Raw genomic sequence first — 11790 nt, 5'->3', positions numbered from 1 at the left:
GCACGCCGGTCGCCGGTTACGGGCCTCGACCGCCCGATACCGTGCAACGGCCCGCCCGGACAGCGCTGGGCCCCGGAACCGGCGCAGAGGTTCCGGGGCCCGGTCGGGTCGGCGGGGCGCTGCCGTCTCGGCGCGCCCGCCCGCCGTGGCGCTCAGACGCGGCGCAGTACGGCCACCACCTTGCCGAGGATGGTCGCGTCGTCACCGGGGATCGGCTCGTAGGCCGCGTTGTGCGGGAGGAGCCAGACGTGGCCGTCCTCGCGCTTGAAGCGCTTCACGGTCGCCTCGCCGTCGAGCATCGCGGCCACGATGTCGCCGTTCTCGGCGACCGGCTGGCGGCGGACCGTGACCCAGTCGCCGTCGCAGATGGCGGCCTCGATCATCGAGTCGCCGACGACCTTCAGGACGAACAGCTCGCCGTCACCGACCAGCTGTCGGGGCAGGGGGAAGACGTCCTCGACCGACTCCTCGGCGAGGATCGGCCCACCGGCGGCGATGCGCCCGACGAGCGGCACGTACGACGCGGCCGGCTTGCCCGCGGTGTCCGTGGGCTGGACGGAGGAGGCCTGGTCGGAGCCGCGCACCTCGTAGGCGCGCGGACGGTGCGGATCGCGGCGCAGGAAGCCCTTGCGCTCCAGCGCCATCAGCTGGTGAGCGACGGAGGAAGTGCTGGAAAGGCCGACGGCCTGACCGATCTCCCGCATCGACGGCGGGTACCCCCGTCGCTGCACGGAGTCGCGGATGACCTCGATCACCCGGCGCTGCCGATCGGTGAGCCCCGAGCTGTCCGCCCGGATGCCGGGAGGTCGGCCCGGCAAGGAGCGCTTGTGCCCCTCTGGGTTCGTGGCGTCGCTCATCGCGTGCACCGGCTCAGGTCGGCCCTGGGGGCGGTCCTGGGCAGTGATGATGGCACTGTCGGCGGTGGTGGTCACGTCGGCCCCTCTCGATGGTCTCCCTGCTGCACAACGGTAGTAGCTTTCGAAAGGTTGCGCCAAACACACGTTCGAGTGAAAAAAGGCGAATCGCTCGTCCGGAACGCATGTATGGGTGTATGGCTACCGTGGTGCCCGACGGACAAAAGGGCTCATTGCTGTACTCTTCACCGCCGTGGTGACAACCTCGGGGATGTCGCTCCAGTCTGCCATCCGGCATCCCGTTCGACCGGGCGGGTCCCGTCATCTCTGCGGTAGTGCCACGCCCCCTCCTCGCGGCGCCCACGGTATCTCCGCATGCCCCGGGGTGATACGGCCGTGCGGGTGAGTCCCCGCCCGCGTCGGCGCGTGCCGACGCGGGCGCGTGCGGCCGTACGCGAGAGGTGTCACGTGTACGCACGGGTGCGACACGCGTGCAGGGTGTGAATGTAAGAGCCAATCCCCATATCTAGTGGTTGGATTGCATCAGCGGCCCACAAGTTGTGGTCCCCCGGGTCTTCGGGCCCGCTGCGATCGCCTATGCTGGGGGCTGCTTCGAGGGGCCTGAGTGGTCTTTCGAGGCTGTTGATTCTGCTGTGAGGAGGGTTCGGAGTTCATGCACTGCCCCTTCTGCAGGCACCCCGACAGCCGTGTCGTCGACAGTCGTACGACGGACGACGGCACGTCGATCCGCCGCCGCCGCCAGTGCCCTGACTGCTCCCGTCGCTTCACGACGGTGGAGACGTGCTCGCTCATGGTGGTGAAGCGGTCCGGGGTCACCGAACCGTTCAGTCGCACCAAGATCATCAACGGTGTGCGCAAGGCCTGCCAGGGCCGCCCCGTCACCGAGGACGCGCTCGCCCAGCTCGGCCAGCGGGTCGAGGAGGCGGTGCGGGCCACCGGAAGTGCCGAGCTGACCACCCACGACGTGGGGCTGGCCATCCTCGGCCCGTTGCAGGAACTCGACCTCGTCGCCTATCTGCGGTTCGCCTCCGTCTATCGGGCTTTCGACTCGCTCGAGGACTTCGAGGCCGCGATCGCGGAGCTCAGGGAGGCGACGAGGCCCCCCGGCCCGGACGGCGACGAGGCCGGCGCGGGGAGCCAGGAGAACGACCGCGGGTCCACGGGGGCGGCACAGGTCCCCGAGCCCGCAGGCGCCGCCGACTGACCGGTGGGCCGGACCCGGTGCCCGGGCCCGGCCGCACGGCGGCGAGTGACGAAGACCTGTTGCGGGCGGAGCGAGAGACGTCCGCAACACCAGACAGAACATCGTGCCACGGGAACAATCGGGGCACTTCAGGGCGTTTTCGCCCGTACAGGGAGGCGGCATGACAGAGACGGCGAGCGGTCCGGCACGGAGTTCCCGCGCCAAGGGCCCCAAGGCGGGCAAGGGCCTCCGGGTCGAGCGCGTCCACACCACTCCCGGCGTCCACCCCTACGACGAGGTGGCCTGGGAGCGTCGTGACGTCGTCATGACCAACTGGCGCGACGGCTCGGTCAACTTCGAGCAGCGTGGCGTCGAGTTCCCCGACTTCTGGTCGGTGAACGCGGTCAACATCGTCACCAGCAAGTACTTCCGGGGCGCCGTGGGCACCCCGCAGCGCGAGACCGGGCTCAAGCAGCTGATCGACCGCATCGTGAAGACGTACCGGAAGGCCGGTGAGGACCACAGGTACTTCGCCTCGCCCGCCGACGCCGAGATCTTCGAGCACGAGCTGGCCTACGCCCTCCTGCACCAGATCTTCAGCTTCAACAGTCCGGTCTGGTTCAACGTCGGCACGCCCCAGCCGCAGCAGGTCTCCGCCTGCTTCATCCTGTCCGTGGACGACTCCATGGAGTCGATCCTCGAGTGGTACAAGGAAGAGGGCATGATCTTCAAGGGGGGCTCGGGCGCCGGCCTGAACCTCTCCCGGATCCGCTCCTCCAAGGAGCTGCTGTCCTCGGGCGGCAACGCCTCCGGCCCGGTCTCCTTCATGCGCGGCGCCGACGCCTCCGCCGGCACGATCAAGTCCGGTGGCGCCACGCGCCGGGCCGCCAAGATGGTCATCCTCGACGTCGACCACCCCGACATCGAGGGCTTCATCGAGACCAAGGTCAAGGAGGAGGAGAAGATCCGCGCCCTGCGTGACGCGGGCTTCGACATGGACCTGGGCGGCGACGACATCACGTCCGTCCAGTACCAGAACGCCAACAACTCGGTCCGCGTGAACGACACGTTCATGAAGGCCGTCCAGGACGGCGGCAAGTTCGGCCTGACGTCCCGGATGACCGGCGAGGTCATCGAGGAGGTCGACGCCAAGGCGCTCTTCCGCAAGATGGCCGAGGCCGCCTGGGCCTGCGCCGACCCGGGCATCCAGTACGACGACACCATCAACAACTGGCACACCTGCCCGGAGTCCGGCCGCATCAACGGCTCGAACCCCTGCAGCGAGTACATGCACCTGGACAACACGTCCTGCAACCTCGCCTCGCTGAACCTGATGAAGTTCCTCAAGGACGACGGCAAGGGCAACCAGTCCTTCGACTCCGAGCGCTTCGCCAAGGTCGTGGAGCTCGTCATCACCGCGATGGACATCTCCATCTGCTTCGCGGACTTCCCGACCCAGAAGATCGGCGAGAACACCCGCGCCTTCCGCCAGCTCGGCATCGGCTACGCCAACCTCGGCGCCCTGCTGATGGCGACCGGCCACGCCTACGACTCCGACGGCGGCCGCGCCCTGGCCGGTGCCATCACCTCCCTGATGACCGGTACGTCGTACCGCCGCTCCGCGGAGCTCGCCGCGATCGTCGGCCCCTACGACGGCTACGCCCGCAACGCGCAGCCGCACCTCAGGGTCATGAAGCAGCACTCCGACGAGAACGCCAAGGCCGTCCGCATGGACGACCTGGACACGCCGATCTGGGCCGCCGCCACCGAGGCCTGGCAGGACGTGCTGCGCCTCGGCGAGAAGAACGGTTTCCGTAACGCGCAGGCGTCCGTCATCGCCCCGACCGGCACCATCGGTCTGGCGATGTCCTGCGACACCACCGGCCTCGAGCCCGACCTCGCCCTGGTCAAGTTCAAGAAGCTGGTCGGCGGCGGCTCGATGCAGATCGTCAACGGCACCGTTCCGCAGGCCCTGCGCCGCCTGGGCTACCAGGAGGAGCAGATCGAGGCGATCGTCGCCCACATCGCCGAGAACGGCAACGTGATCGACGCTCCCGGCCTCGCGCACGAGCACTACGAGGTGTTCGACTGCGCCATGGGCGAGCGCTCCATCTCCGCCATGGGCCACGTCCGCATGATGGCCGCGATCCAGCCGTGGATCTCCGGTGCCCTCTCCAAGACGGTGAACCTGCCGGAGTCGGCCACCGTGGAGGACGTCGAGGAGGTCTACTTCGAGGCCTGGAAGATGGGCGTCAAGGCGCTCGCCATCTACCGCGACAACTGCAAGGTGGGCCAGCCCCTCTCCGCGAAGACCAAGTCGGTCAAGGAGGCGGAGAAGACGGCGGTCACCGAGAAGGCCGAGGCGACCATCCGCGAGACGGTCGAGAAGGTCGTCGAGTACCGCCCCGTCCGCAAGCGCCTCCCGAAGGGTCGTCCCGGCATCACCACCTCCTTCACGGTCGGCGGTGCCGAGGGCTACATGACGGCCAACTCCTACCCGGACGACGGTCTCGGTGAGGTCTTCCTCAAGATGTCCAAGCAGGGTTCGACCCTCGCGGGCATGATGGACGCCTTCTCCATCGCGGTCTCCGTCGGCCTCCAGTACGGCGTGCCGCTGGAGACGTACGTCTCGAAGTTCACCAACATGCGCTTCGAGCCGGCCGGCATGACGGACGACCCGGACGTGCGGATGGCGCAGTCGATCGTCGACTACATCTTCCGCCGCCTGGCGCTGGACTTCCTGCCCTTCGAGACGCGCTCCGCGCTCGGCATCCACTCCGCCGAGGAGCGTCAGCGCCACCTGGAGACCGGTTCGTACGAGCCGTCCGACGACGAGCTGGACGTCGAGGGCCTGGCCCAGTCGGCGCCGCGCGCCCAGGAACTGAAGGCCGTCGCCACGCCGAAGGCCGAGGTCGAGGCGGCCAAGCCCGCTCCGCAGCAGGCGCACACCAGCGCCGAGCTGGTGGAGATGCAGCTGGGCATCCAGGCGGACGCCCCGCTGTGCTTCTCCTGCGGCACGAAGATGCAGCGGGCCGGTTCCTGCTACATCTGCGAGGGCTGCGGCTCGACCAGCGGTTGCAGCTGACGAGTAGCTCCCCGTAGTAGCCCGTGAGTAAGGGGCGCCCGCAATGGCGGGCGCCCCTTACTCATGCGTCGGCAACCACGCGTCGGCCCGCGCGCGTCGGCCCGCGCGCGTCGGCACGCGCGCGTCCGCGTCGTCACGGCCGGCGTGCCGCGCCCATGGTGGCGGTGAAAGCCGCGGGATCACCCTCGAAGCCGTGCACGCCGGCCCGGAACTCCCACGCCCCCGTCTCGTCGCGCACGAACTCCGCGACCGTGGCCGCCGTGGCGCCCGAAACGCCGCTGAAGTCGTCCGTGGCCAGGTCGGTGTACCCCTCCCTGATGCGCAGGCCCGGACTGGACACGTCGGCGAAGGAGCGGTCCTCGGCGCGCTGCTGTATGGCGACGCCCACCACCACGCGCGCGTACCGGGGGGCCAGCCGCCCCAGCTCCAGCGTCATGACCTCGTCGAAGCCGAAGCCCTTGCCGTCCTGGCTGTCCCGGTTGAGATAGATGGTGCCGTCGGGGGAGCGGCTGTCGAAGTGCACCACGTAAGACGGATCGCCGTACGGATCGTCCACCGTGTACGTCCCGGCGACCAGGTCCAGATCGGCGGGTGGCTGCCCCGCCGGACTCGGATCCCACCGCAGCGCGACCTCGACCTTGCCCACGCCCTTGCTGAGGCCGTTCACAGCCTTCCCCTTCCCACGTCCCCCGCCCCACCCGGCTGCATCAACTGCCGAGCGGTGACGGCCGGTTGTCCATCCTGCCACGCACAGCGACGCCAGTGCGGGCAAGTGGTCGTCCCGAGAGTGACCGGTGCCACGCTCCTGGCCTTACCATGGCGCGGTGCTGGTCAAGTGGATTCGCTGCACCGTGGTGGACCGCCGCGGTTTCGAGCGGGGGCAGCGGAAGTGGGCGGGGCTTCCGGGAGAGCCGGGTTTTCGGGGGCAAGGGGGCGGCTGGAGCCGGGGGCGGCAGGACGTGGCGCACGTCTTCGCCTTCTGGGAGAGCCGCGCCTTCTACGACTCCTTCATGGCCCGCTCCCACGACCGGCTCGCCTCGGCCCAGGTGGGCACCTTCAAGGACGCGCAGGTCAGGCTCTTCGACTACCGGTTCGACGTGAAGACGGGGTTCGAGCCGCGCTTCACCGACGCCGACCTGCTGCGGGTGGCCCTCTGCCGCGTGCACGAGGAGCGGGCCGAGCACTACGTCCTCATGCAGGAGAAGGTGTGGAATCCCGCGATGGCCGGTTCGCCGGGCATGGTCCGCGGGCTGTTCGGCGAGGCGCCCGGGCACGAGTACCTGGTCCTGTCCATGTGGCGGTCGGCCGCCGAGCACGGGAAGTACCGCACCGAGCGGGTGGAGCGTCTGGCCCTGCGCGCCCAGACGGAGGCCGACATCGCGGCGCTGACCGGGGACATCGTGCAGCTGGAGCCGTCCTGGACGGTCTGAGATCCGGCCCGGCCCGGTGCCGCTGGGCGATGCCCGTGATGTGGGGACTGTGTGAGGTACGCCGTATGGGGCCCGTTCGAGTGCTTGGTTCCGCCCGTCTCGATCTAGGGTTCTGACATGGCACGACCACGGCGCATCGTTCTTGTCCGGCACGGAGAGTCGATCGGCAATGCCGACGACTCCGTGTACGAGCGGGAGCCCGACCACGCGCTCGCCCTCACCGAGCAGGGCTGGGCCCAGGCGGAGGAGACGGGCAAGAGGCTGCGCGAGGTGTTCGGTCCGGAGCGGGTCAGCGTGTACGTCTCCCCGTACCGCCGGACGCACGAGACGCTGCGCGCCTTCCACCTCGATCCCGAGCTCATACGGATACGGGAGGAGCCCCGGCTGCGCGAGCAGGACTGGGGCAACTGGCAGGACCGCGACGACGTGCGTCTGCAGAAGGCCTACCGGGACGCCTACGGCCCCTTCTTCTACCGCTTCGCCCAGGGCGAGTCCGGAGCCGACGTGTACGACCGGGTCGGTGGGTTCCTGGAAAGCCTTTTCCGCAGCTTCGAGGACCCCGACCACCCGCCGAACGTGCTCCTGGTGACGCACGGTCTGGCGATGCGGCTGTTCTGCATGCGGTGGTTCCACTGGACGGTCGCGGAATTCGAGTCGCTGAAGAACCCCGGGAACGGCGAGGTCCGGATGCTCGTTCTCGGCTCGGACGGCAAGTACACCCTCGACCGTCCCTTCGAACGCTGGCGAGATCCGGAACCGTACGGGATCACCGGATAGAGTGGCAGGGCGATGACCGCTCATTCATCTCCTGACGAGCGCCTGGACCGGGCGCTGTCCAGCCTGCGCGGACTGTCGGTGGGGGACGCGCTGGGCTCACAGTTCTTCGTGCCCGAGAACTACCCGCTGCTGAAGCGGCGCGAGCTGCCTCCCGGCACCTGGCAGTGGACGGACGACACGGAGATGGCCTGCTCCGTGGTCTCCGTCCTCGCCTCTCACGGTCGTGCGGACCAGGACGCCCTGGCGCTCTCCTTCGCCCACCACCACGACTTCGACCGCGGATACGGGCCCGCGGTCAACCGGCTGCTGCGCCTGGTCCGGGAGGGCGGTGACTGGCGCGAGCTCGCCGCCGCGCTCTTCAACGGCCAGGGGTCCTGGGGCAACGGGGCCGCGATGCGCATCGCACCGCTGGGCGCCTGGTACGCGGACGACCCGGAGCAGGCGACCCACCAGGCGGAGATCTCGGCCTACCCCACGCATCAGCACCGCGAGGCGGTGGTGGGCGCCATGGCGGTCGCCGCGGCCGCCGCCCTGGCCGCGGACCCCGGCGGTCCGCCGACCCCGCACGCGCTCCTCGACGGGGTGATCGCGTTGGTGCCCAAGAGCGCGGTGGGCGCCGGACTGCGACGCGCCCGGGACATGCTGGACTACGGCGACGCGGCCACGGTCGCGGCCGTGCTGGGCTGTGGCAGGCGGACGACCGCCCACGACACCGTGCCCTTCGCCCTGTGGTCCGCCGCCCGCGCTCTCGGGGACTACGAGCGCGCTTTCTGGACGACCGCTCAGGTCGGCGGGGACGTGGACACGACCTGCGCCATCGTGGGCGGAGTGGTCGCCGCCGAGAAGGCGGGAGCGCCGCCGGTCGAGTGGACGGCGCGGGTGGAGGCCCTGCCCGAGTGGATGGCGGCGTCCGTCTAGCGGACTCGGCCCCGGTCGGCCGACGTGCCGGGCCGGGGTTCGCACTCTCCGCTTTCGGTGCTCTTCGCTTTCAGCGCTCTCCGCTTTCGGTGCTCTTCGCGTGTAGCGGTCGAAACTCTCCGTGTGCGGCGGGAACTCCGAGTGACGGCCCGCGCGTTGTCGTGACATGTTGCCGCGCGGGTCCGGGCCCTGCCCGGCGGCGGGACTGTCACGAGGGGGTGGAGCGTGGGCGCGCTGTTCGTGCTGGTCGGCGTGGTGTTTTCCCTGGTGCTGCTCGGGCCGATCCCGGGCTCTCTGTCGGCCCCGGGTCGGCGCGAGGGGGGCCGGCGGGCCTCCGTGACGCCCGCCGGCTCCCCTCGCCCGGCCCGCGCCGGCGAGCGGTCAGCCGATCCCCGGCCCGGCCGAGCCGGACAGGGCCTCCAGGTCGCTCTTGCGCACCCGGATCACCAGCCACGCCGTGGCCAGGGCGAGTACGGCCATGGCGGCAGCCGGGATGAAGGCCGCCGATATGCCCTGTGCCAGTACGTCGTGCGCCCAGGGCGCCGGCAACTGGTGCGTCTGCGCGAACTCCGCCTTCTGCTCCGCCGAGCCGTGGGCGAGGAAGTCCTGCACCTGCTTCTCCGCCTCGTCCTTGCTGGCCGTGCCGAACACCGTCGTCAGGATGGCGAGCCCGATCGACCCGCCCACCTGCTGCATCGCGTTGAGCAGGCCGGACGCCGCGCCCGCCTCGTGCTGGGCGACCCCCGAGACGGCGGTGAGCGTCAGCGTGACGAAGTTCAGCCCCATGCCGAAGCCGAAGATCAGCATCGGACCGAGGATGCCGCCGACGTAGGAGCTCTCCGAGCTGATGAGGGCCTGCCAGCCGAGCCCGAGCGCGGCGAGCGCCGAGCCCACCACCATGAACGGCTTCGGGCCGAAGACGGGCAGGAACCGCTGCGAGAGCCCCGCACCGAGCGCGATCACCACCGTGACCGGCAGGAAGGCCAGACCGGCCTGGATGGGCGTATAGCCCAGCACGTTCTGGACGAACAGCACGATGTAGAAGAACATGCCGAACATCGCGGCGGCCAGGCTCAGCATGATCACATACGTACCGGAGCGGTTCCGGTCGGCGAACATCTTCAGTGGGGTGATCGGCTCCTTGGCCCGCGACTCGATGAGGGTGAAGGACAGCAGCAGGACCACCGCGGCCGCGAACGAACCGATCGTCAGACTGTCCCGCCAGCCCTCGTCGGCGGCGCGTATGAAGCCGTAGACGAGAGACGCCATGCCCGCCGTCGAGGTCACCGCCCCGGCGATGTCGAAGCGCCCGGAATGCCGTTCCGACTCGCTGATGTACAGCGGGGTGAGCACGGCGATCAGAACGCCGATCGGCACGTTGACGAAGAGCACCCAGCGCCAGTCGAGCCATTCGGTGAGCATGCCGCCCGCCAGCAGTCCGATGGCGCCACCACCGGCGGACACCGCGGCGAAGACGCCGAAGGCCCGGTTGCGTTCCGGGCCTTCTGGGAAGGTCGTCGTGATCAGCGCCAGCGAGGTGGGCGAGGCGATCGCGCCTCCGACACCCTGCAGGACGCGGGCCGCCAGCAGCTGCCAGGGTTCCTGGGCGAAGCCGCCGAGCAGCGAGGCGAAGGTGAACAGCAGGATGCCGGTCATGAAGACCCGGCGCCGGCCGAGGATGTCTCCGGCTCGGCCGCCGAGCAGGAGCAGACCGCCGAAGGTGAGCGTGTAGGCGCTGACGACCCATGTGAGGTCGGTGGTGCTGAAGCTGAGCGCTTCCTGGATGTGCGGGAGCGCGATGTTCACAATCGTCGCGTCGAGGACCACCATGAGTTGGCAGGCCGCGATGACGGTGAGCGCGATGCCGGGGTGCCCCTCCCGGCGGGCGGCTCCCGGCTTCTGATCTTTGACCAAGGAAGAGGTTGTCACTATGTGTCCCCCACGCATGACTTAGTGAACGCTGGCGTTCACTGTTGCTTCAACGTTAGTGACACCCGGACAGTGAACGCAAGCGTTCACTTCCCGTGCCGCCGTGTGGTCCGTCCCCCGTTGTGGCCGCCTGGCGCACCCTGCCCGACACCCGAGATTCCGCTTACTGGAGATCCCCGACATGGTTGCTTCGCACTGGGCGGCCGCCTCCGCCCCCACACCCTCGCGCCGACGAGGCGTCGTCCTGGAACGCGCGATCCTCGAGGCCGCCCTCGATCAACTCGGCACCGTCGGCTGGAACGGCCTGACGATGGAGGGGGTGGCCGCCGGCGCCCAGACCGGCAAGGCCGCGGTGTACCGCCGCTGGCCGTCCAAGGAGGACCTCGTCGCGGACGCCCTGCTGTCCGGCCTCCCGAACTTCGACGCGGCGCCGAATCTCGGGAACGTGCGCGACGACCTCCTGGCGCTGTGCCTCAGAGCGCGGGACGCGATGTACTCCCGATCTGGGCACGCCGTGCGATCGGTGATTCACGAATGCGACAGCGCGCAGGCGGAACGCTTCCATTCGGTGATCGTCAAAGGGGTGGTCGAGCCGACCCTTGCCCTGCTTCGCGAGGTCATCAACCGCGGAATAGAGCGAGGTGAGGTGCGATCTGACGCGATGCACTGGTGCGTCTTCGATGCCGTCCCCGCCATGATGATGTATCGGTCAAAGATTCGCGGGAGTGAATGGACGGATTATGAGGTCGAGGAACTGATCGACCAGCTGATGGTCCCGCTGCTGCGCCCCGACCCCGTCTGACAGCGGCCCGTGCGGACGCCGATCCGGTAGGGGGAACCGGGTGTCGCCGACGGATCGGGGCGGCGTACGCTAAGGGCGTCATGCCGTACGAACCGCCTACTCACACCGTCGAGCGCTCTCTCCGCGCCACGACCGGAGCGAAGATCATTGCCGGTGTCGACGAGGTGGGGCGGGGTGCGTGGGCCGGCCCGGTGTCCGTCTGCGCCGCGATCACCGGACTGCGCCGGGCCCCGGTCGGCCTCACCGACTCGAAGCTGCTCACCATCAAGCGCCGCACCGAACTCGCCGAGGAACTGCGGACGTGGGTGACCTCCTACGCCCTGGGCCACGCGTCTCCCGAGGAGATCGACGCCCTGGGTATGACGGCGGCGCTGCGGCTTGCGGCCGTGCGTGCCCTCGAGTCCCTGCCGGTCCGTCCCGACGCCGTCATCCTCGACGGCAAGCACGACTATCTCGGGGCGCCCTGGCGGGTTCGTACGGTGATCAAGGGCGACCAGTCCTGCGTGGCTGTCGCGGCGGCCTCGGTGCTCGCCAAGGTCCAACGCGACAAAATGATGGCCGAACTGGGCATCGACCATGCAGACTTCGCCTTCGCGGACAACGCCGGGTATCCATCACCCGTGCACAGGGCCGCACTGGCGGAGCGGGGCCCCACCCCGCACCACCGGTTGTCGTGGGCGTATCTTGATGCGCTGCCCCAGTGGCAGCACCTCAAGAAGGTCCGCAGCGGGGTGGACGGAAGCGCTCCGGAAATCGAGGGTCAGCTCGGCTTCGATTTCTGACAGTTCCGC

General features: G+C 69.4%; 10 protein-coding genes. 7 read left to right on the top strand and 3 right to left on the bottom strand.

What is annotated here, in order from left to right; translation table 11 throughout:
- Positions 1-152: 152 nt before the first annotated feature.
- Positions 153-932: a transcriptional repressor LexA gene (gene lexA, locus ACGF5T_RS31490; protein ID WP_356611239.1), complete on the bottom strand. Its 780-nt coding sequence runs from the start codon at positions 930-932 to the stop codon at positions 153-155.
- Between the two features lie 595 nt (positions 933-1527).
- On the opposite strand from lexA, the gene nrdR reads away from it, so the two are divergent.
- A complete protein-coding gene (gene nrdR / locus ACGF5T_RS31485) occupies positions 1528-2079 on the top strand; it encodes a transcriptional regulator NrdR (protein WP_366769021.1) in 552 nt (183 codons plus the stop codon).
- Positions 2080-2239: 160 nt separating this feature from the next.
- A complete protein-coding gene (locus ACGF5T_RS31480) occupies positions 2240-5143 on the top strand; it encodes a vitamin B12-dependent ribonucleotide reductase (protein WP_356611235.1) in 2904 nt (967 codons plus the stop codon).
- A 133-nt stretch (positions 5144-5276) separates the two neighbouring features.
- On the opposite strand, the gene ACGF5T_RS31475 is transcribed toward ACGF5T_RS31480, so the two are convergent.
- Positions 5277-5810: a TerD family protein gene (locus tag ACGF5T_RS31475; RefSeq protein WP_356611233.1), complete on the bottom strand. Its 534-nt coding sequence runs from the start codon at positions 5808-5810 to the stop codon at positions 5277-5279.
- A 157-nt stretch (positions 5811-5967) separates the two neighbouring features.
- Here ACGF5T_RS31475 and ACGF5T_RS31470 point away from each other — a divergent pair, with 157 nt between their 5' ends.
- From ACGF5T_RS31470 to ACGF5T_RS31460, 3 genes are all read left to right on the top strand, one after another.
- Complete coding sequence (locus ACGF5T_RS31470; protein WP_361014786.1) at positions 5968-6573, top strand: YdbC family protein; 606 nt, start codon at positions 5968-5970, stop codon at positions 6571-6573.
- 117 nt (positions 6574-6690) lie between these two features.
- Positions 6691-7350 carry a histidine phosphatase family protein gene (locus ACGF5T_RS31465; RefSeq protein WP_366769020.1) on the top strand — a complete coding sequence of 220 codons (660 nt, stop codon included), beginning with the start codon at positions 6691-6693 and terminating at the stop codon, positions 7348-7350.
- Between the two features lie 12 nt (positions 7351-7362).
- Entirely contained in the window at positions 7363-8268 is a 906-nt protein-coding gene (locus ACGF5T_RS31460; RefSeq protein ID WP_356611227.1) for an ADP-ribosylglycohydrolase family protein, read from the top strand.
- A 381-nt stretch (positions 8269-8649) separates the two neighbouring features.
- On the opposite strand, the gene ACGF5T_RS31455 is transcribed toward ACGF5T_RS31460, so the two are convergent.
- Entirely contained in the window at positions 8650-10197 is a 1548-nt protein-coding gene (locus ACGF5T_RS31455; protein ID WP_361014782.1) for an MFS transporter, read from the bottom strand.
- Positions 10198-10378: 181 nt separating this feature from the next.
- On the opposite strand from ACGF5T_RS31455, the gene ACGF5T_RS31450 reads away from it, so the two are divergent.
- The gene (locus tag ACGF5T_RS31450) at positions 10379-10999 is read left to right on the top strand and encodes a TetR/AcrR family transcriptional regulator (RefSeq protein WP_366769019.1); all 621 of its coding nucleotides are present in this window, start codon (positions 10379-10381) and stop codon (positions 10997-10999) included.
- 80 nt (positions 11000-11079) lie between these two features.
- On the top strand, positions 11080-11781 hold the full coding sequence (locus tag ACGF5T_RS31445; protein WP_356611222.1) for a ribonuclease HII: 702 nt from the start codon (positions 11080-11082) through the stop codon (positions 11779-11781).
- The last annotated feature ends 9 nt before the right edge of the window (positions 11782-11790 follow it).

This window comes from Streptomyces sp. NPDC047853 (assembly GCF_043204535.1).
Taxonomy (GTDB): Bacteria; Actinomycetota; Actinomycetes; order Streptomycetales; family Streptomycetaceae; genus Streptomyces.
Note: the sequence above shows the minus strand (reverse complement) of the source record. Positions and strands in the feature narration are given on the sequence as shown.

Bases quoted from the DNA above. Each gene is read 5' to 3' on its own strand.
- nrdR (WP_366769021.1), top strand. From the start codon at position 1,528: ATGCACTGCCCCTTCTGCAGGCACCCCGACAGCCGTGTCGTCGACAGT.
- ACGF5T_RS31465 (WP_366769020.1), top strand. From the start codon at position 6,691: ATGGCACGACCACGGCGCATCGTTCTTGTCCGGCACGGAGAGTCGATC.
- ACGF5T_RS31450 (WP_366769019.1), top strand. From the start codon at position 10,379: ATGGTTGCTTCGCACTGGGCGGCCGCCTCCGCCCCCACACCCTCGCGC.
- ACGF5T_RS31445 (WP_356611222.1), top strand. From the start codon at position 11,080: ATGCCGTACGAACCGCCTACTCACACCGTCGAGCGCTCTCTCCGCGCC.
- ACGF5T_RS31460 (WP_356611227.1), top strand. From the start codon at position 7,363: ATGACCGCTCATTCATCTCCTGACGAGCGCCTGGACCGGGCGCTGTCC.
- ACGF5T_RS31480 (WP_356611235.1), top strand. From the start codon at position 2,240: ATGACAGAGACGGCGAGCGGTCCGGCACGGAGTTCCCGCGCCAAGGGC.